Origin of the sequence: Pseudotenacibaculum haliotis (assembly GCF_042684245.1) — a bacterium.
Taxonomy (GTDB): Bacteria; Bacteroidota; Bacteroidia; order Flavobacteriales; family Flavobacteriaceae; genus Polaribacter; species Polaribacter haliotis_A.
The window spans coordinates 266,231-286,262 of sequence record NZ_JBHULH010000012.1 but is presented as its reverse complement, the minus strand read 5'-3'; the positions used below and the strand labels follow the sequence as shown (position 1 = coordinate 286,262).

The window sequence follows — 20,032 nt, the reverse complement described above, 5'->3', positions numbered from 1 at the left end:
TCCTTAAAAACAAACCATGTCAGATATCAAATCTTATATAGAAAATAACAAAGATCGTTTCATTAATGAATTAATCGAACTACTTAAAATTCCGTCTGTTAGCGCAGATCCTGCCTTTAATCAAGATGTATTAAATACCTCAGAAGCTGTAAAAGAAAGTTTGGAAAAAGCCGGATGCGATCATGTAGAAATTTGCGAGACTCCGGGTTATCCTATTGTATATGGAGAAAAGATCATCGATCCAAGTCTTCCTACAGTATTAGTTTACGGGCATTATGATGTACAACCGGCAGATCCTTTACACTTATGGGATTCTCCTGCTTTTGAACCTGTGATCAAGAAAACTGAACTGCATCCTGAAGGGGCTATTTTTGCTCGTGGTGCTTGTGACGACAAAGGTCAGATGTACATGCATGTTAAAGCTTTAGAATACATGACATCTACAGGGAATCTTCCTTGCAATGTAAAATTCATGATTGAAGGTGAAGAAGAAGTAGGATCTGAAAGCTTAGGGTGGTTTGTAAAAAGAAATCAAGAGAAATTGGCTAACGATGTGATCTTGATCTCAGACACGGGTATGATAAGCAATACACAACCTTCTATCACTACAGGATTGCGTGGTTTAAGCTATGTAGAAGTTGAAGTTACAGGACCTAACAGAGATTTACACTCCGGATTGTACGGTGGAGCTGTAGCAAACCCAATCAATGTATTAACAAAAATGATCGCTTCTCTACACGACGAGAACAACCATATTACCATTCCCGGATTTTACGACAAAGTTGAAGAGTTAACCAGAGCGGAAAGAGATGAAATGGCAAAAGCTCCTTTTTCATTAGAAGCCTATAAAGAAGCCTTGGATATTGATGATGTGTACGGAGAAAAAGGATATACCACCAATGAAAGAAACTCGATTCGTCCTACGTTGGATGTCAACGGAATTTGGGGAGGGTATACCGGTGAAGGAGCAAAAACAGTAATTGCTTCTAAAGCTTATGCTAAGATCTCTATGCGTTTGGTACCTAATCAAGATTGGGAAGAGATCACTCAACTATTTGCCAAGCATTTTGAGAGCATAGCTCCCGCATCTGTAAAAGTAAAAGTAACTCCACATCATGGAGGTCAAGGATATGTAACTCCAATTAATAGTATCGGATATCAAGCAGCAAGCAAAGCTTATCAAGATACCTTTGGAGTCACTCCTATTCCACAGAGAAGCGGTGGTAGTATTCCTATTGTTTCTTTGTTTGAAGATGAATTGAAAAGTAAAACAATTCTGATGGGATTCGGATTGGACAGTGATGCTATTCACTCTCCTAATGAGCACTTTGGAATCTTTAATTACCTGAAAGGAATTGAAACCATTCCATTATTCTATAAGTACTTTACAGAATTATCAAAATAAAAAAAAGAGCCTCAAGGCTCTTTTTTTTATTCTATAATATATGCTGTTTTGATAAAGTCTATCTCAGGGTAATTCTTTTTGATGAACTTGTTACCATACTTTTGAATAGAGTCTTGTCGGAACCCTAATTTATCTCCGTACTTCCCATAAAACTTCAATACATTATCCATTCCTGAAGTTACTTTTGCAATTACCGGAAAACCTTTTACACCTGAATAATCAATATCATCCAACCTGTTGTTATCTTTTAAGTTGATAAAGATTTGTGTTGTTCTGGTCTTTACTCCTCCTCTAGCAAAAGAAATTGTTCCTTTGTTGTTTTTCATTACAACAGGCTCGTCATCAATCTTGTATTCTTTCCAACCTGAGTTTACCAAACTATCATTGTGAATTCCAAACTGAGCTACAAAATTTGGCACAACTCGAAATACTGCAATATCAGTATAAAAACCACTCTTTATTAGCTGATACAATCTATCTACACCTTGTGGCGACCATTCTCTTTTAGCTTCAATATCAAAATTCCCTTGACTTGTTTCAAAACGAGCTTTGAAGTATTCAGGAGCTTTTTCTTTAGTCCACTTTTCTTTAAACACTTTCTGACTACATGCTACCACAGAAGTCAAAATAACGACCGCTATCAGTTTTCTTATCATACCTTAAAATTTATGTCTCAAAGATAGGTAAAATGAATTCCAATTTAAACTCTACGTTTGTAGAATTAATATTTTTATTCTATGTTTGTAGAGCAAAAGAAAAATAATGCTTAAGAAAATTGTTTTTTGTCTTCTAGTCCTTGTGCTATATAACTGCAATTCCAAAGAAAAAGATCAGGAATTGGCAGATCTAAATTTGTACTTGAGTTCCAATTTGAAAATAGATAGCGTATTTGTATCTAACATTGCTCAGGATCGGGAGTTTTATATACTTCCCTATTCAGATACATTGAGAGTTCAATTCAAAGACAGTATCAATGATATGTACAATATATGGTTCTTTACTCAAGAAGGACGAAGAACAAAGCAATTATGGCTGAATGGTAAAAACCTGATCATCAAAGGAAGCATTGGAAAACGTTTTGAGATCGATACAGTTCTCGGATCTGATCTTTTTTATAAAGCTCAAAAGTTTCAGAAAGAGTACAGACAACTTTACAAAGAAAAGGCGAAAGATGAAGTTATTAATCAACTGCTGATTCGTTATACGAAAGAGAACATCAACAACCCTCTTTCTTTACAAACAGCCGATTATTACCTTTACAAAAACAAAAACGATAAAGAGAAAGTACGCAACTTACAATCACTGCTTAAAGATCAACCCAAAGCATTCAAAGATCATCTAGCATTTCCTGTTCATAAAAGCATAGATAAGATACTATCTCAACATAGTATTGACCTGAAGAAATACGACTTTGAAGATATTGCAGGCAATACAATCAAAATCGAAACAGAACCTTCAAAAAAATACTTGTTAGATCTTTGGTTTGTCAACTGTCCACCTTGTATAAAAGACCATCAAAAGTTTTTAAAGAATCCCAATTTGCTTAAACAAAAGAACATCGAATTGATAGGAATATCAACAGACAGGCAACAAAAAGTTTGGTCAGGTTTCTTACAAGAGAAACAATATCCTTGGAAGAATTATCGTCAAAAACAATATGCAGGCTCTCTTACTGAAGACCTGATGATCTCTGTCTTCCCTACTTATTTTTTAATAGAAGGAAATGGCAAGATCATCCAAACATTTAATGCATTTGATGATATAAAAGATTATCTCTCTAATGAATTGTAAAAGGCTTAACTAAATTTTAACTCTACAATTGTAGAATCAAAACTTTTTATTCTATATTTGTAGAGTACGAAAATGACACCTTATGAAATTATCCAAAGCTGAAGAACAAGTAATGCAATATTTATGGAAACGCGACAAAGCTTTTATGAAAGATTTGTTGGAAGATTTTCCTGATCCTAAGCCTGCAACAACAACAGTAGCTACTTTGCTAAAAAGAATGGCCGATAAAGGTTTTATCGCTTATACAACTGTTGGAAAATCTAGAGAGTATTATCCGTTGGTTAAAAAGTCGGATTACTTTTCTAAGCATGTAAATGGCTTGATCAAAAATTTCTTTAACAACTCAGCCAGTCAGTTTGCATCGTTCTTTACTAAGGAAACCAATTTAAGTAATGAAGAGTTAGAGGAATTACGCAAGATTATAGATAAACAAATCAAAGAGAACAAAAAATGATATCCTATTTGATCAAATCCGGATTGTGTTTAGCCATTCTCCTTGCATTTTATCACTTGGTTTTGGAGCGTGAAAAAATGCATCAATTCAATCGGTTCTATTTATTAGGGAGTGTCCTTTTTTCGTTCATCGTTCCGTTCTTTATCATCTACGTAGAAGCAGCACCAGAGATGGTTGCAGATTATACTGAAATAGCAATTCCTAAAAGTCATGAGTTTTTATTACCAGCAGAAGTTCCTGTAGATAACTCCATCAATTTCACACAGTATTTTGTGATGTTCTATCTGTTTGTTTCTTCAATATTATTGATTCGATTCTTAAAAAGCTTTGTAGATATCATATTAAAGATCAAAACCAATCAAACAGTGCATTATAAGAGTGCTAAAGTTGTATTGGTAGAAGACGCTATTTTACCTCATACTTTTTGGAATTACATCTTTATCAATAAAGAAGAGTTTTTTGCAAAAAAGATAGAAACCGAACTCTTTACGCATGAGCTTACTCATGTAACACAAAAACATACTTTGGATGTATTGATCATAGAGTTTTTACAGATCGTTCTATGGTTCAATCCTTTCTTTTATCCTTTAAAGAAAGCCATTCAATTAAATCACGAATTCTTAGCGGATGACAAGGTAATTGCATCCCATCAAGATATTACCAGGTATCAATATCTATTGTTAGATAAAGCTGCCTGGAAAAACAAATATTACTTGGCCAGTAATTTGAATTATTCACTTACAAAAAAACGATTATTAATGATGAAAACACCCAATTCTAGGGCAACAATATTTATGAAAAAGTTGGCCATTTTACCTTTACTAACGGGATTGGTATTCTTGTTTGCAGATCGTGTAGAAGCACAATCAAAAAAGAAGAAACCACAGGTAATTGAGGTAAAAGAACAAAAAAGAAAAGCCACAAAAGCTCAAATGGATGAATACAAAGCTTTGCTAGAAAGATCAGTAAAAGACAAAGTATTTAACCTAAAAGAGTTAAGGAAAATGCGTTTACTGTACTCTATGATGTCTAAAGCGCAGAAAAAGACAGTTAAAAATGTTAATGAGTTAGTACCTCCACCACCTCCTAGAGAGTTAACAAAAAAACAAATTAGCTCTAAAAAATACGAGGAGTTAAAGGATAAAAAGAAATATGCGGTTTGGATCGACTCAAAACCGGTAGACAACAGCGTTCTTAACAAATACAAGCATACAGATTTTAAGAGCTACAGCGGAAGCTATGTATATAATAATGCTCGTTCTAAGAAGTTTCCTCAAGAACATCAATATTCATTGTATACCGAGGAATATGTAGAAAAGTATAACAAAAAAGTTAGGGCACAAAAAAACAAACCTCCAAAACCTGTTAAAATCGAGGTAGTAAAAAAAGGTGAGAAAAGTAAAATTCCGCCTCCACCACCGCCAAGAAAGCAAAAAGAACCTAAAGAGAGTAAAGCTCCTAAGGTTGCTAAAAGATTGAAAGAGCTAAAAGAATCAAAAGAAGTAGCTGAAACACGCGAGATCATAGAAGAAACAGAAGTTCCTGTTGAATTGGTAGAGATCAGAGAAGTTCCTGAAGGGGTTGAAGAAGTAGAAGAAGTTATAGAAGACGAACCTGCTTTAAGAGAAACAGTAATTGAAGCAAATGAAATTAGAGAAGAGATTGTTGAAGAGCCTGAAGTTATTGAGGTTGTAGAAACTCCTGTAGCAATTCAAGAAACCATCAAATTTCACAAAGGTTGGTATATCACTATTGATGGACAGAGATACTATTACACGTTTGACAGAGTAGAAAGAGTAGCTCGCTACTATAAAAATGGAAAATTCGTTGATCTTGATATTGTAAAAGAGTACAAGAAAAAGCATAAACTATACAAACGCTTGCAAAAAGAAGGAAAGCACTTTGTTCATAAATCTAAACAAGATAAAAAAAGAATCAAACAAGAGTTTTCTGACTTAGGTGGCATGTATTTTAGAATGTCTAGAGATCAAAAAAGACGAGTTAGCAGACCTAAAAACCCTATTACTCCTTACTTAAGACTTATCACAGAACAAGGAAAAGTATATTACAAATTAAGATCTGAGTTAACAGATGAAGATCGTAAGAATATACCTCCACCACCTCCAGAAATTATGGGAGATAAAATGAGTGATGCAGAAAAAGCTAAAGCAAGAAAAGCTTACAAACAATGGAGTAAACGATTGAAACTCATTGAAAAAGAAGGATAAGATCTCGTTACAACAAATTAAAAGCCAGTTCAAATGAACTGGCTTTTAACTTTCCCTTAAGAAACAAATTGACTTTTAGCACGTTATACACTTGTAACCAACTTAAAAATCAATCTCGTGTTAAAAAAATTCTTCCTCCTTTGCTCTGGTGTCGACCTCAAACTTATAGACACCTGCTCAAATGGCGAGCAAAACAAATATGCAGGTATTGGAGCCACTGTCTTCTTTACCGCAGTTATGGCTTCTTTAGCCGCCAGCTATGCTTTATATACTGTTTTTGATAATATCTACACAGCCTTATTCTTTGGGCTCGTATGGGGATTGCTCATCTTTAATTTAGACAGGTTCATTGTATCCACTATAAAAAAAAGCAACTCAAAATGGAAAGAGCTCTTACAAGCAACTCCGCGACTCATTTTAGCCATGATCATTGCCATGGTTATTTCAAAACCTTTAGAGTTAAAAATCTTTGAAAAAGAGATCAATCAAGTAATCTTGGAAGAAAAGAACGAGATGACCTTGAGAAACAAAGAGCAAATTGCCAAACAGTTTGAACCGGAAATAGCCCAATTGAACAATGGCATCAAAGCATTAAAAGATGAGATTGCAGATAAGGAAAAAGAAGTAAACGACCTATATGAAACCTATATCGCAGAAGCCGAAGGACGAAAAGGAACTCTCCTTTTAGGAAAAGGACCTGTTTATCAAGAAAAAAGAGACAAACACGACGCTGCTTTATTAGAATTAAGTCAGTTAAAACAAGATAACAATCAGAAAATCTTAAATAACGAAGCTGCTATTGGGCAGTTGCAAGCTGATTGGAAAAAAGCAGAGCAAGATACACAACCTATCATCTCCAATTTTGATGGTTTTATGGCTAGGATCAACGCTTTAGGAAAACTTCCTTGGTTACCTTCATTCTTTATCTTCCTACTCTTTTTAGCGGTAGAAACCGCTCCAATTTTTGCGAAACTGGTATCTCCAAAAGGAGAATACGATTTCAAACTGGAAGACGAAGAAACAGCTGTAAAAACTTGGGTAGAGCAACAAGTACATCAACGAGGAGTATTATTAGATGCTGATGTTGTGGTTAACGGAAAAGTGTATACAGACATTCAAGAAGATGAAGATGTATATGCCTACAAACGTAAAGTTGCTAAACAGATGATGCAAGATCAGGCAGATGCTTTTTACACAAAGCAGAAGAAACTTTTATAAAGTCACTGCGAGTGAAACGAAGCAGTCTTTTAATTTTAGCAGATTGCTTCTCCCTCATAAATTCGGGATCGCAAAGACCAAATAAGAAGATGGCTTTTATTCTTTATCCACCATTTTCTTCACATAATCTGTAATGATAACAATTGTTTGAGCTCCTACTTTTCCTTCAATATATGTAGCGTTCTCAGGGTCTAATGAAATCCTGCGGACTGCTGTTCCTTGTTTTGCTACCATACTAGACCCTTTTACTTTTAGATCTTTGATCAAAACAACAGAGTCTCCTGCTTGCAGTACATTTCCATTGCAATCTTTATGGATAATTTTTTCGCTTTCTTCCAATCCTTCTCCGGTTGCTTTGGCAAACTGCAATTCCTCTTCCTCTAAATACATCATTTCTAAGAGATCTTGAGGCCACCCTTCAGCCCTTAATCGAGATAACATTCTCCAAGCCATAACCTTTACAGCTCTATACTCGCTCCACATACTATCATTCAAACATCTCCAGTGATTCGCGTCGGTTGTTTCTGGCTTTTCAATCTGTCCTTTGCACGTTGTACAAACCAATAAGCTACCATCTACACCTCCTGTAGAAATTGGTGGAACTTCATAGATTGCCAAACCATCTTTAGCACCACACAATTCGCATTGATTTCCACTTCTCTCTTGTAATTCCTGTAATAAGCTCATCAGTCATTTTTTTAACGTTGTAAAAGTAACTCTTTAAATTAATCTGATTACTTTTATGATCATGATTTTAGAAACCCAACGTTTATCCGTAAGAGAAATGGTTCCTGAAGATGCTTCTTTCTTCTTTGAACTAGCCAATGATGACGACTGGAAACGATTCATAGGTGATAGGAATATCCACACAATACAAGATGCTCAAAATTATCTGACTGAACGAATTATTCCCAGCTATACCAATTCGGGTTTTGGGTTTTATCTAGTGATTGAAAAAGACACAAATACTCCGGTGGGAATTACCGGTTTTGTAAAACGAGAGCAGTTGCAATATGTAGACGTAGGTTTTGCTTTTTTACCTATAGGAAGAGGAAAAGGGTATGCTTTCGAATCTACTGAAGCTATCATGCACTATGGATACGACACCTTAGGTTTTTCTACTGTAATGGGAATTGCCAACAACGACAACGAGCGTTCTCACCTTTTGCTAAAGAAATTAGGGCTGAAGTTTGAAAAGCATATCAAACTATCACAAGAAGCCGAAGAAATTAGTTTATTCTCTACTTAATTTCCAATGAAGTAAACTCAAAAGAACTTCCATTAAATAAACCTTTGTCACTCAACTTTAACGACGGGATCACCAGTAAAGCCATAAACGATAAAGTCATATATGGAGCTCGTAATTGACTTCCCATCTCTTTAGCCATCTGATCCAACTCAGCATATGCTTTTCCAATAATTTCAGCAGGTTGGTCACTCATAATACCCGCTACAGGAAGTGGTACCACTTTTTCTTCCAATTCATTTACCGCACAAACACCTCCTTGATTTTCAATCAATAGATTTACTGCCTTGCAGATCATTTCATCAGAAACTCCAACTGCAATAATGTTATGAGAATCGTGTCCTACAGAACTGGCAATAGCACCTTCTTTCAAACCGAAATTCTTGATAAAAGCAATCGAAGGTTCTGAGTTTTGATAACGATTGACCACAGTCATTTTTAGCACATCATTTGCAACATCAGAAACTAAGTTTCCATCTTTGATCAAACTATCTGCTTCAATCTCATTGGTCACCAACTCACCATCCAAAGCTTCTATGACACGAATCTTTTCTGATGCAGAATGGAATTCAAAATCACTTACACTCTTCTTATCTGTATGAAAGTTATTCAATACCTCAAAATTTGCATGCTCTACAAAAGATTGTCCGTCTTCAGCAACCAATTCACCATCTATATAGGTTTGCAATACATTGAAATCTTTTAGATTGTCGATCACAACAAAATCTGCTTCATCACCTTTTTGCAACAAACCAACATCTAAATTGTAATGCTCTACAGGATTTATACAAGCCGCTTGCAACACTTTGTACACATCCATTCCTTTGGCTACTGCACGTGCACACAACTGATTGATGTGTCCAAGTAATAAATCGTCAGGATGCTTATCATCAGAACAGAACATCATATTTTCGTAGTAATCCGGTAAAAGATCGATCAAAGCGTCAAAATTCTTAGCTGCACTGCCTTCTCTAATGATCACCTTCATTCCTTTTTGAAGCTTTTCTAAACCTTCTTCATAAGTAAAACACTCATGATCTGTTGAAATTCCGGCTGCTATATATTTGGTAATATCATCTCCTCTAACTCCGGGAGCATGACCGTCTACTGGTTTGTTATAATGCTTTGCCCAGGCAATCTTTTTCATTACCTCTTCGTCTTCAAATAAGACACCCGGATAATTCATCATTTCAGCCAAATACTTGATATCAGGATTGGCCATCATCTTTTGAATATCATCAGAATCAATAACAGCTCCGGCACTTTCAAAAGAAGTTGCTGGGACACAGGAAGGAGCTCCAAAATTGAATTTTAACGGAACCTTCTTTCCGTTCTCTATCATAAAGTCTACTCCTTGTACTCCTAAAACATTGGCAATCTCGTGCGGATCAGAAACTGTGGCTACTGTTCCGTGAGTTACTGCAATTTTTGCAAACTCAGAAGGAACCAACATAGAACTTTCTATATGAATATGAGCATCTACAAAACCCGGTAGTATATAGTTTTCTACAGTATGTTCAGACGGTCTTATTTCAACGATCTTTCCATCATTTACAACAACTTCTCCTTTAACGATCTTTTTGTTTGCAATGTCTACAATGTTCCCTTTTACAATCTTCATTCTTTAAGCCAACGGTTTAAGGTATCAAAAATTAATTTTTGATCCTCGGGAGAAAAGTGTCGGATTCTAGTTCCGTGGTGCCCTCCTTTTAAAACCATTTTTAAAGCATCTAACTGTTTTCTAGGCTCTGGCGCACAAGCTCCCCATGGATCAAACTCGCCATAAATATAGAGAATTTGATTCCCTTTCTTTTCAATAAATCGCCTAACTTTCTTGATGTATTTCGGATTGTAGCTCAAATCTACATTCTTAGGAGCAAAACGTTTGTTGGTAGAACTCTTTACAATCTTTAACAGGTCTTGCACAGGCTCTAGATCAAACCCATAATACCCCAACTCTCGCACATGCTGATAGAATGACGGCAAATAGGTTTCGTAGCCTCCATCAGAATAGAACCAAACTCCTACTACCTTATTTAGATACGCAAACAACTCTTTAGGTGATGCTGTGTTAGCAGGAACCTCCTCACATTTCCCTCCCCATTGCCAAAACGAAAAAGGAAACTCCAAAGTTGCATACTCCAACGCTTCTTCAATAGAAACTTCGGTATATGTCATCTTCTTTTCTTTCACAAAAGTTGTCATTTCCTTTAAAACCTCATCTCTGTTCTTAAGTACTGCTCTTTGAAATTCTCGTATCGATTTTCTACAAGCTTCAGTTCCTACAGAATTGATCAGTTGTGTTGTTCTCTCATCCTCTAACCCATTGATTAATGGAGCTACATAAGGCACGGCTACATCAATATCTTTCGGATATTTTGACTTATAGATCATCACCGTTTCTCCTCCTTTACTGATTCCGGTTGAGATCCACTTGTTTTGATAGATCGTTTTTAATTTCTGAGTGATCGAATGATAATCCTCTACAGCTTGATCATTTGTTAGGTATTTCCATGGTATTGGATTGGGTCTGGATTTTCCATAAAAACGATACTCAACAATTACCTGATTTGTTTTTAAGTACTTGCTTAACTCATAAGTTCTGTTTCTGGCACTATATCCTTCAGTTACCAAAAGCATCGGAGCTTTTGTATCGAAGTGAGAAAAGTAAATATGGTGCTCAAAAGTTCCGGCTTTCGGGTCTTTGTGATCCAATGCTTGCTGCAACACAATATGATAACTTTCTGTAAAGTGATCTTTGTTGGAAAGCTTTTCAATTTTTGATCCCGGAAAGAGGTTTTCCAGTTGAGTTTTGAGCGATTGCTGTCCTTGAACTTGTAAAAAAAGGAGCAAGCTTAAACAGGCGGTAAAAAACAAGTGTTTCTTCATGTCGATTTCTAATATATAGTCTTTAAAAATAATTCAATGCAAAACCGGCTACTGATAGTAAATATTCCAACTTTTATAGAATCTTATCTACCTAAAGGTTAATATTTAATTTAAATTCTCCTTTTGCATACCTTTAGCCTATGGCTAACCCAATTTTTATTGATGATACTTTTATAGAGAAAAACACCCAATTTCCTGAGCTGATCTCAGAGATAAAACACAGTTTTTCTCATCAAAAAACAATCGTCCCCGTAAGACATCATCACGATTTCCCCAATCCTCAAACACAAGCTGACACAACTCTTTTATTGATGCCCGCATGGAATCCCGGTAAAAACTCCGGAATTAAAGTAGTAAGCATCAGTCCGGAAAATCATCAATTTGATCTTCCGTCCATACAAGGGTCTTATATTTATTTAGACGCTACAACCGGAGTACTCAAAGCTATTATGGAAGCCAAAAACCTAACTGCTAAAAGAACAGCGGCAACCTCTGCGTTGGCTTCATCATTTCTATCCAAAGAAGATGCTTCTTCTTTGTTAATGATAGGAACCGGAGCACTGTCTAAAAATTTAATACAGGCACACGCTAGTGTTAGACCTATCAAGCAGGTATATGTATGGGGAAGGAATTATGAGAAAGCAGGGCAAATTGTTTCAGAACTAGCAAAGGAAGACTATACCGTCACTCCTATTCGATACATAGAAGAAAAGATCTCTGAAGTAGATATTATTTCTTGTGCTACACTCTCCAAAAACCCATTGGTTTTTGGTCAGTTTTTAACTCCCGGGCAACATATAGATCTCGTAGGAGCTTACACTCCCACCATGAGAGAATCTGATGATTTGGCTATTGAAAAAGCATCGGTTTACATCGATACTTTTGAAGCCGGACTGAAAGAAAGCGGAGACATTGCTATTCCTTTAAAAAATGGAATTTTAAAAGAAGGCGATATCAAAGGTGATCTGTTCAATCTGTGTAAGAACGATCGAATAGAACGACAAGATGCCAATGAGATCACACTTTTTAAATCAGTAGGTCATGCTTTAGAAGACTTGGCTGCTGCTGATTATTATTACAAACAATTTACAGATGAGTAAAACCTATCAAAATATATTACAACACAAAGATTTTCAACCTCCTCAAGACTGGCTGCAAATCAAAACTATTGACATGCATACGGGAGGTGAGCCTTTACGTGTGATTGTTGATGGTTTTCCAGAACTGAAAGGAAATTCGGTTTTGGATTACAGACGTTATTGCAAAGAGCATTACGATTATTTACGTACAGCTCTAATGTTTGAGCCTCGTGGTCATGCAGACATGTACGGATGTATCTTATTACCACCTAATGATGAGGAAGGCGATTTTGGAATTATCTTCTTACATAATGAAGGATATTCTACCATGTGTGGACATGCCATTATTGCCATTTCTACATTAGCCGTTGAAATGAATTGGATCAATATCAAAGAAGGAGATAATGAACTGAAAATTGATGCGCCATGTGGACGAATTTATTCTTATGCCAATGTAGAAAACGGAAAGGTTAAAGGCGTTCGATTCCATTGTGTACCAAGTTTTGTGGTTGGTTTAGACAGAACTGTAGAAGTAAAAGGACTTGGAACTGTTACTTACGATCTTGCTTACGGAGGTGCTTTTTATGCCTATGTAGATATGGCTAAGAATCAATTTGATTTTGATCTAACTCCAAACTCATACCGTGCACTTATCACCAAAGGAATGGATATAAAACATGCGGTTATGGATAGCGACAAGGAAATTCTTCATCCTTTTGAAGAAGACTTGAGTTTCTTATACGGAACCATCTTTGTTGACAATACAACGCAAGACTCCGGATACGACAGTCGTAATGTGTGCATTTTTGCTGAAGGCGAAGTAGACAGATCTCCAACAGGATCTGGAGTTTCTGGAAGAATGGCTATTCACAAAGCTCGAAAAGAGATCGACTTTGGAGGAACCATGTCTATAGAAAGTATTACAGGTTCTGCATTCAAAGGATCTGTTGTAAAAGAGGAAGATTACGGACCTTTTAAAGCAGTCATTCCGCAAGTAGAAGGAACGGCTCATATCACAGGAGTACAAACATTTGTGATTGATCCGAATGATCCTATGAAAGATGGATTCATCCTTAGATAAATCGTATTTTAGTGAGCCTTGTAAATAACATATCTATGAGATCTCTTTTTAAAATATCAGGATTCTTTATCGGCTTTTTACTATTGAGTCAATGTGCACCAAAAACAGGCTCAGAAAAAGAACTTAGGTCGGCAATAAAAAAATTCAACACAGCCTTTCAAGAAGGGAATGTTGAGCTTTTGAGTTCTATGATTACTGATGGTTATTCTCATACGAATGGAACTTCCAAAATGATCGGAAGAGATGTATGGCTTAACTACCTAAAAAAAAGAGCAAAAGATATTGAAGCAGGAAAGATCAAAGTGTTAGCATACACTATGGATGAACTAGACATTCAGCTTTTGCAAAACTCAGCAATTGTCACTGCGAGAATTCAAGTAGAGACACAGCAACAAGATACGGTTGTACAAAATGCTTATCGAGTAACTAATATCTGGACTTTTCAAGATGGAAAATGGAAAAGAGCCGGATTCCATGATGGTAAAATACAATAAGATGGCAGCGTTTCAGATCAAACATATACCTCATAAAAGCAAGCTTTTACAAGCCGTACAAGTTTCATCTGAAGAAATCACTTGTGAGATCTACCCTAACCTCGGAGCTTCTTTGCAAAAATTAGAATGGCAAGGAAAGGATATTATCAAAGGAATTAAAAGCGATCAAAAAGACATTACTGTTTACCAAGATTTATATTCATCGGCCCCTCTATTTCCTTTCCCAGGAAGAGTAGATAATGGCAGCTATTTTTTTCAAGATAAAATACATCGTTTAGAACTTAACGAACCCGAACGCTCCAATGCTATTCATGGATTGGTTGCTTTTGAATCGTTTGAGCTTATCCAAACAATACAAGAAGGAAATTCTATAAAGCTTGAATTCCTCCTTTCTAAAAAGAAACCTTCAACAGGATTTCCTTTCAATTTTGATCTCAAAATTCAATATCAGATTTCCGGATCAGGAATTGCCATTTCTTTTGAAGCCACAAATACCGGGTCAACTTCTTTTCCTTTTGGAATAGGTTGGCATCCTTATTTTAAAAGCTCACAGCTTTCAGAAGCAACTTTGCGTTTTGACGCAAGTCATGAAATAAGTTACAATCAGAATCTCATTCCTACAGGAAGAAAACAACATACCTTACCCACTACTTTCCAAGTCGGTTCTATGGAGTTGGATACCTGTTTTATTCTAGAAACCCCTCAACTGGTTTTACAAACCAACGAATATCAATTAAACATGCAAATGGGAAGCTCAAACCAATCCTATGTTCAGTTATATATTCCTGAGCAGAGAGATTGTATTGCTATCGAACCCATGACCTGCATTCCTAATGCTTTTAATCACAAAAAAGGACTGCTAGAACTAGCGCCTAATTCGAATTACACCTATACTATCAATTTAACCTTATGTTGTTATGAATAGATTTTTTGTCTTTCTAATGAGTCTCACTATTCTGAGTTGCTCACAAACTGAAAAAGAACCTGAACATCCTTATAATTCTTTTAGTAAGAATGCACTGTATTACAGAATTACACCTGAAAAGAAATTCGACAAGAGCGGATTGATGTTCTCTGATCAAGGAGCTTGGTTTGCCTATAGTTTCCCCGGATCCAGCACAAAAAAACGCTTTGCTTTACAAGTTGGATTCACAGGGCCTTTCTTAATGACACAACAAAACGGAATTTGGTCTAGCAAGGCTTTAACAGAATTATCCGTTAAGAATGTCAACTGGGATTCTCATCATATCGAAAGTTACTCAAGTCACTTAGAACAATCTTTCACCTCATCTAACGTAGAGCTTACGCAAAAACTAGTTTTCCTCTCAGGTCATACGGCTTTGATCCAATCAACTCTTAAGAATACATCTGATGAAACACTTTCTTTAGATTATGAGTGGAAGATCAATTCGATTTTAGCTGACAGTTTAAAACTGAAAAGAGAAGGCAATGAGATTACCATTACCTCATCTAAAACAAATGCAGTTGGACATATATTGATGAATCCGGCTTCATTAACACTAGAACTGAAACCAAACGAATCAAAAGAATTTACCATTTCTCAAACTTTTATTTTCCCCGAATACGATTGGGCTAAAGAAAAAGAGTCAATTCAACAAACCGATTTCAACGATCTACTTTCCGAAAGGAAAAACCAGAAAAACACACAACTAAAAAACCTGATCACAAATCGTAAATCGCAATTTGAAGACTCTATTTACGCTCATGTTTTGGCCAAAGCCCAGTTAACCCTGCAAAACAACTGGAGAATTCCTGCCGGAGAGATCAAACACGAAGGCTTGTTCCCTAGTTATCATTATCGATGGTTCAACGGGTTTTGGTCGTGGGATTCTTGGAAGCACGCTGTAGGTTTATCTCATTTTGATTTAGATCTTGCCAAAAAGCAAATGAAATTGATGTTCGAATTTCAAAATGAAGATGGCTTTGTAGCTGATGTGGTGTACAGAGACACAAGCATTGAACGTCATAATTACAGAGACACCAAACCACCTTTATCTGCCTGGGCAGTAGCCAAGATTTACGAGAAAGATAAAGACCTAGAATTTGTCAAATACATGTATCCTAAACTAAAGAAATACCATGAATGGTGGTATGCAAAACGTGATCACGATCAAGATGGACTTTGCGAATACGGATCTACTGATGGTAGTTTGATTGCTGCCAAATGGGAAAGTGGTATGGACAATGCCATTCGTTTTGACGATTCTAAGATCGTAAAAAATGGTGAAGGAGCTTATTCTTTAGATCAGGAGAGTGTAGATTTAAACAGTTATCTTTATGCAGAAAAGCTCTTTTTGGCTGAGCTGTCTAAAGCACTTGGCAATAACGATGCTGATACCTACATACAAGAAGCAAAAGTGTTAAAAAAGAAAGTACAAGAACAATTTTACGATGCCAATGACGGATGGTTCTACGATACCAATCTGGAAGGCAATACATTCATCAAAGGAGAAGGAAGCGAAGGATGGACGGCTCTTTGGGCTAAAGCCGCTACACAAGAACAAGCAGAAGCTGTTAAAAAACGAATGATGAATCCTCAAAAGTTCTTTACCAAAGTCCCGTTTCAAACCATGAGTGCAGACCATCCAAAGTTTGATCCTTTACGTGGTTATTGGCGTGGCCCAAACTGGTTAGACCAATCTTATTTTGGTGTAAAAGGATTACGTAATTACGGGTTTAACACAGAAGCAGATAAGGCTACTCGTCAGATTTTAGAAGGAGCAGAAGGTATATTGGAAGAAGGAAAACCCATTCGTGAAAACTATCATCCTTTAACAGGGCAAGGCTTGCATGCAAAGAATTTTAGCTGGAGTGCAGCACATATTATCATGCTATTATCTAAATAAATGAAAAACTCTCTAATACCTCTATTGGTCTTCCTAAATATTAGCTTATTCGCTCAAAAGAATGATCCAGTTCAAGATTATCAAAAATATATAGAAGACGAATTAATTATTAGTGAAAATAAACTCCCTGCACATGCGTCTTTCAGTTCTTTCGCTATAGAAGGCCAAACAAAACCTACGTTTTTTAAACTTCTAAACGGAAACTGGAAATTCAATTGGGTGAGAGACCCTAACAGCAGACCTACAAACTTTATGAACCCAAAAATTGATGTGTCTCATTGGGACAATATCAAAGTTCCTTCTAACTGGGAGGTAGAGGGTTATGGAGTTCCTATCTATGTGAACCATCAATATGAATTTGCAGATTATAAAGCTATGGTAGCTGATGATATGGAGCTAATAGATCGTATCTACCCAAAAAAACCTGGTGATGTTCCCAATCATTACAATCCTGTAGGATCCTACAGAAGAGATTTCATTCTGGACAAAGACTGGAAGAAAAAACAAGTATTCTTACACATAGGAGCTATGAAATCGGGTGGTTTTATATGGATTAACGGAAAATACATTGGATATTCTCAAGGAAGTAAACTACCTGCCGAGTTTGACATTACCAAAGCATTGAAGCAAGGAAAGAATACAATTGCGATACAAATTTTTAGATGGACTGATGGCTCTTACTTAGAATGTCAAGATTTCTGGAGAATTAGTGGTATCGAACGGGATGTGTTTATTTATGCACAACCCAAAATGAGGATTCGAGATTTTGAGGTTACTTCTACATTAGATGCGGCTTACCAACATGGAAAACTTGTCTTAAATATTGCCCTTAAGAACCATCACAGGTCTAATAAAAATGGAAACATCTCTTATCGATTGTTAGACGATTCAAACAAAGTTGTTTCTACGGAAACAAAAAAGGTGAAAATATCCTCTCTACAAGAAAAAACATTTGATTTCATTGCAACGATTCCTAATGCAAAACAATGGAATGCAGAACATCCTAATCTTTATACTTTGTTTTTAGAGCTAAAAGATGCAAATGACAACATATTGGAATATACTAAAACAAAAATTGGTTTTCGTTCTGTAGAAATTAAAAATGGAATCTTATTAGTAAACGGCCAACATATAACCTTAAAAGGTGTTAACACTCAAGAAGCCGATCCGGAAACCGGGCATATTATGTCAGAAGAGCTCATCTTAAAAGATATTCGTTTATGGAAAGAAAACAATATTAATGCAGTTCGGTTGAGTCATTATCCTCGTGGAAGAAGATTTTATGAACTATGTGATACATATGGTTTATATGTAGTTGACGAAGCCAATATTGAGTCACATGGAATGTATTATGGAAAATATTCATTGGCCAAAAATTCAAGCTGGGAGAAAGCTCACGTTGACAGAATGGTTCGAATGGTAAAAAGAGATAGGAACCATCCTTCTGTAATTATTTGGAGTATGGGAAATGAAGGCGGAAATGGTATTAATTTCTTTAAAGGCTATGACAGTATCAAGGCAAATGATAATACAAAGCGTCCTGTTCAGTATGAAAGACCCTATAAAAGCCGTGATGGAAACCTATATGATATGGATTCTAATACAGACATTATCGTTCCTCAATATCCATCACCAGCACGCTTTGAAGAAATAGGAAAATCCAAAACAGACAGACCTTTTATTCCCAGTGAATATGCACATGCTATGGGAAATAGTACAGGTAATTTTCAAGACTATTGGGATATCATCGAACAATATGACAATTTACAAGGAGGGTTTATCTGGGATTGGGTAGATCAATCAATTTGGAAAACCAATGAAAAAGGAGAGCGGTATTATGCTTATGGTGGCGATTATGGTAAAAATATGCCAACAGACAACACCTTCTTAAACAACGGAATTGTTTTTCCGGATAGAACACCTCAACCTGCTCTATTTGAAGTGAAAAAAGTATATGAGTACATCAACTTTAAAAACAAAGGAATTAATAGATATGACGAACAGCGAATTCTCATTGAAAACTTGTATGATTTTACCAACTTGAATCAATTTAACTTTAAAGCCTTTATCAAAGCAGATGGTGCAATTTTAAAAACAATCACTTTAAAAACTATTGATATAGAAAGTCATACAGGAAAGTTAATTCGTGTTCCTTTAAACGATATTGATTTTAAAGAGAATACCGAATATTTTATAGAAGTATCTGCTACTACAAAAAAACAATGGGGAATGCTGCCCAAAGGGTTTGAAGTTGCACGTGAACAAATATCTCTACACTCTAAATTCAAAAAAGAAAAAAAGGAAATCTCAAGCTCTAAACAATCTCTTTTAATAAAAGAGAAAGATAAGTCCTTAACAATCTCCAACAATAGTGTTCAAATAACATTCTCTAAAGAAAAAGGGCAAATAGTATCCTACCAATATAAAGGAGAAGAAATTCTTAAAAATGGGAAAGGCCCGAAACTAAATTTTTGGAGAGCGGTAACCGACAATGATTTTGGAAATGCAATGGATAGAAGAAATATTGGATGGAAAGAGGCTTCTCTAAAGTTTTCTGTGAAAAAATTTGATTATACAACACACTCTTCCGGTGCAATTAAAATAAGTGTTCAATACACGTTACCAGGGGTAAAAACAACTTATGAATCGAGCTATACAATAGAAGGAAGTGGAGCTGTTTTTATTGAAAACATTTTATATCCTACAGAATATAAAGGAGACATTCCCAGAATTGGAATGCGAATGCAAATTCAAAAAAAGTACAACCATCTAAATTATTTCGGTCGAGGGCCATGGGAAAATTACCAAGATAGGAAAGCCAGTGCCTTTATAGATTTATACACCTCGAAGGTTATAGATCAATATGTTCCATATATCCGCCCGCAAGACAATGGATATAAGACAGATACTAGATGGCTTGCTTTGTCAGACAAAAACAATAATGGTCTTCTCTTTGTGACTTCAAATTCAAATCTATTGAGTTTTAGTGCTCATCATATGGAGAATGAAGATTTTGACACAACTGATGGTTTGAATTACAAAAATTCAAACAAGAGCAAGCACACTATTGATATTAAAGAAAAAGATCTTGTACAATTGAATATTGATCTTGGTCAAAGAGGAGTTGCTGGTGACGATAGTTGGTACTCAAAACCTCAAGAAAAATATCAATTCAAAGGAAATAAAAAGTACTCATATAGCTTTTACATCATTCCTTTTAACAATAAAAAGACTGCTCAATTTATTGAACTCAGCAAAAACTACCGTTATCAAGAATAAA

At 35.8% G+C, this 20,032-nt stretch carries 16 protein-coding genes; 12 read left to right on the top strand and 4 right to left on the bottom strand.

What is annotated here, in order from left to right; genetic code table 11:
- Positions 1-16: 16 nt before the first annotated feature.
- Complete coding sequence (locus ACFSRZ_RS15755) at positions 17-1,405, top strand: dipeptidase (RefSeq protein WP_379667536.1); 1,389 nt, start codon at positions 17-19, stop codon at positions 1,403-1,405.
- 26 nt (positions 1,406-1,431) lie between these two features.
- On the opposite strand, the gene ACFSRZ_RS15750 is transcribed toward ACFSRZ_RS15755, so the two are convergent.
- Complete coding sequence (locus tag ACFSRZ_RS15750; protein WP_379667535.1) at positions 1,432-2,061, bottom strand: peptidylprolyl isomerase; 630 nt, start codon at positions 2,059-2,061, stop codon at positions 1,432-1,434.
- Between the two features lie 181 nt (positions 2,062-2,242).
- Between ACFSRZ_RS15750 and ACFSRZ_RS15745 the strand changes: the two genes are divergently transcribed.
- The 4 genes from ACFSRZ_RS15745 to ACFSRZ_RS15730 all read left to right on the top strand — a co-directional run bounded on the left by ACFSRZ_RS15745 (position 2,243) and on the right by ACFSRZ_RS15730 (position 7,096).
- Positions 2,243-3,196 (top strand): TlpA family protein disulfide reductase, encoded by a 954-nt coding sequence (locus tag ACFSRZ_RS15745; protein WP_379667534.1) that lies wholly within the window; start codon positions 2,243-2,245, stop codon positions 3,194-3,196.
- Positions 3,197-3,278: 82 nt separating this feature from the next.
- A complete protein-coding gene (locus ACFSRZ_RS15740; RefSeq protein WP_379667533.1) occupies positions 3,279-3,650 on the top strand; it encodes a BlaI/MecI/CopY family transcriptional regulator in 372 nt (123 codons plus the stop codon).
- On the top strand, positions 3,647-5,878 hold the full coding sequence (locus ACFSRZ_RS15735; RefSeq protein ID WP_379667532.1) for a M56 family metallopeptidase: 2,232 nt from the start codon (positions 3,647-3,649) through the stop codon (positions 5,876-5,878). The genes ACFSRZ_RS15740 and ACFSRZ_RS15735 overlap by 4 nt, the downstream gene beginning before the upstream one ends.
- A gap of 117 nt (positions 5,879-5,995) precedes the next feature.
- Complete coding sequence (locus ACFSRZ_RS15730; RefSeq protein ID WP_379667531.1) at positions 5,996-7,096, top strand: DUF4407 domain-containing protein; 1,101 nt, start codon at positions 5,996-5,998, stop codon at positions 7,094-7,096.
- 96 nt (positions 7,097-7,192) lie between these two features.
- On the opposite strand, the gene ACFSRZ_RS15725 is transcribed toward ACFSRZ_RS15730, so the two are convergent.
- On the bottom strand, positions 7,193-7,783 hold the full coding sequence (locus tag ACFSRZ_RS15725) for a PhnA domain-containing protein (RefSeq protein ID WP_379667530.1): 591 nt from the start codon (positions 7,781-7,783) through the stop codon (positions 7,193-7,195).
- 61 nt (positions 7,784-7,844) lie between these two features.
- Here ACFSRZ_RS15725 and ACFSRZ_RS15720 point away from each other — a divergent pair, with 61 nt between their 5' ends.
- Positions 7,845-8,345 (top strand): GNAT family N-acetyltransferase, encoded by a 501-nt coding sequence (locus ACFSRZ_RS15720; RefSeq protein WP_379667529.1) that lies wholly within the window; start codon positions 7,845-7,847, stop codon positions 8,343-8,345.
- Here the strand turns inward: ACFSRZ_RS15720 and ade are convergent.
- Positions 8,338-9,963 carry an adenine deaminase gene (ade, locus tag ACFSRZ_RS15715; RefSeq protein WP_379667528.1) on the bottom strand — a complete coding sequence of 542 codons (1,626 nt, stop codon included), beginning with the start codon at positions 9,961-9,963 and terminating at the stop codon, positions 8,338-8,340. The genes ACFSRZ_RS15720 and ade overlap by 8 nt on opposite strands.
- Positions 9,960-11,231, bottom strand: a complete 1,272-nt coding sequence (locus ACFSRZ_RS15710) for a S28 family serine protease (RefSeq protein ID WP_379667527.1) — start codon at positions 11,229-11,231, stop codon at positions 9,960-9,962. Before ACFSRZ_RS15710 ends, ade begins: the two co-directional genes overlap by 4 nt.
- Before the next feature lie 140 nt (positions 11,232-11,371).
- On the opposite strand from ACFSRZ_RS15710, the gene ACFSRZ_RS15705 reads away from it, so the two are divergent.
- From ACFSRZ_RS15705 to ACFSRZ_RS15680, 6 genes are read left to right on the top strand one after another with little or no spacing between them, the layout of a single operon-like run.
- On the top strand, positions 11,372-12,331 hold the full coding sequence (locus ACFSRZ_RS15705) for an ornithine cyclodeaminase family protein (protein WP_379667526.1): 960 nt from the start codon (positions 11,372-11,374) through the stop codon (positions 12,329-12,331).
- The gene (locus ACFSRZ_RS15700) at positions 12,324-13,391 is read left to right on the top strand and encodes a proline racemase family protein (protein ID WP_379667525.1); all 1,068 of its coding nucleotides are present in this window, start codon (positions 12,324-12,326) and stop codon (positions 13,389-13,391) included. The genes ACFSRZ_RS15705 and ACFSRZ_RS15700 overlap by 8 nt, the downstream gene beginning before the upstream one ends.
- 35 nt (positions 13,392-13,426) lie before the next feature.
- A complete protein-coding gene (locus ACFSRZ_RS15695; RefSeq protein WP_379667524.1) occupies positions 13,427-13,885 on the top strand; it encodes a nuclear transport factor 2 family protein in 459 nt (152 codons plus the stop codon).
- Positions 13,839-14,810 carry an aldose 1-epimerase gene (locus tag ACFSRZ_RS15690; RefSeq protein WP_379667523.1) on the top strand — a complete coding sequence of 324 codons (972 nt, stop codon included), beginning with the start codon at positions 13,839-13,841 and terminating at the stop codon, positions 14,808-14,810. The genes ACFSRZ_RS15695 and ACFSRZ_RS15690 overlap by 47 nt, the downstream gene beginning before the upstream one ends.
- Entirely contained in the window at positions 14,803-16,752 is a 1,950-nt protein-coding gene (locus tag ACFSRZ_RS15685) for an MGH1-like glycoside hydrolase domain-containing protein (RefSeq protein WP_379667522.1), read from the top strand. Before ACFSRZ_RS15690 ends, ACFSRZ_RS15685 begins: the two co-directional genes overlap by 8 nt.
- Positions 16,753-20,031, top strand: a complete 3,279-nt coding sequence (locus tag ACFSRZ_RS15680; RefSeq protein ID WP_379667521.1) for a glycoside hydrolase family 2 TIM barrel-domain containing protein — start codon at positions 16,753-16,755, stop codon at positions 20,029-20,031.
- Position 20,032 lies beyond the last annotated feature (1 nt).

Excerpts from the sequence above, each read along its gene's own strand:
- ACFSRZ_RS15690 (WP_379667523.1), top strand. The coding sequence starts at position 13,839 with ATGGAAAATGGAAAAGAGCCGGATTCCATGATGGTAAAATACAATAAG.
- ACFSRZ_RS15720 (WP_379667529.1), top strand. The coding sequence starts at position 7,845 with ATGATTTTAGAAACCCAACGTTTATCCGTAAGAGAAATGGTTCCTGAA.
- ACFSRZ_RS15680 (WP_379667521.1), top strand. The coding sequence starts at position 16,753 with ATGAAAAACTCTCTAATACCTCTATTGGTCTTCCTAAATATTAGCTTA.
- ACFSRZ_RS15700 (WP_379667525.1), top strand. The coding sequence starts at position 12,324 with ATGAGTAAAACCTATCAAAATATATTACAACACAAAGATTTTCAACCT.
- ACFSRZ_RS15685 (WP_379667522.1), top strand. The coding sequence starts at position 14,803 with ATGAATAGATTTTTTGTCTTTCTAATGAGTCTCACTATTCTGAGTTGC.
- ACFSRZ_RS15705 (WP_379667526.1), top strand. The coding sequence starts at position 11,372 with ATGGCTAACCCAATTTTTATTGATGATACTTTTATAGAGAAAAACACC.
- ACFSRZ_RS15710 (WP_379667527.1), bottom strand. The coding sequence starts at position 11,231 with ATGAAGAAACACTTGTTTTTTACCGCCTGTTTAAGCTTGCTCCTTTTT.
- ACFSRZ_RS15725 (WP_379667530.1), bottom strand. The coding sequence starts at position 7,783 with ATGAGCTTATTACAGGAATTACAAGAGAGAAGTGGAAATCAATGCGAA.
- ACFSRZ_RS15695 (WP_379667524.1), top strand. The coding sequence starts at position 13,427 with ATGAGATCTCTTTTTAAAATATCAGGATTCTTTATCGGCTTTTTACTA.
- ACFSRZ_RS15735 (WP_379667532.1), top strand. The coding sequence starts at position 3,647 with ATGATATCCTATTTGATCAAATCCGGATTGTGTTTAGCCATTCTCCTT.
- ACFSRZ_RS15755 (WP_379667536.1), top strand. The coding sequence starts at position 17 with ATGTCAGATATCAAATCTTATATAGAAAATAACAAAGATCGTTTCATT.
- ade (WP_379667528.1), bottom strand. The coding sequence starts at position 9,963 with ATGAAGATTGTAAAAGGGAACATTGTAGACATTGCAAACAAAAAGATC.
- ACFSRZ_RS15740 (WP_379667533.1), top strand. The coding sequence starts at position 3,279 with ATGAAATTATCCAAAGCTGAAGAACAAGTAATGCAATATTTATGGAAA.
- ACFSRZ_RS15750 (WP_379667535.1), bottom strand. The coding sequence starts at position 2,061 with ATGATAAGAAAACTGATAGCGGTCGTTATTTTGACTTCTGTGGTAGCA.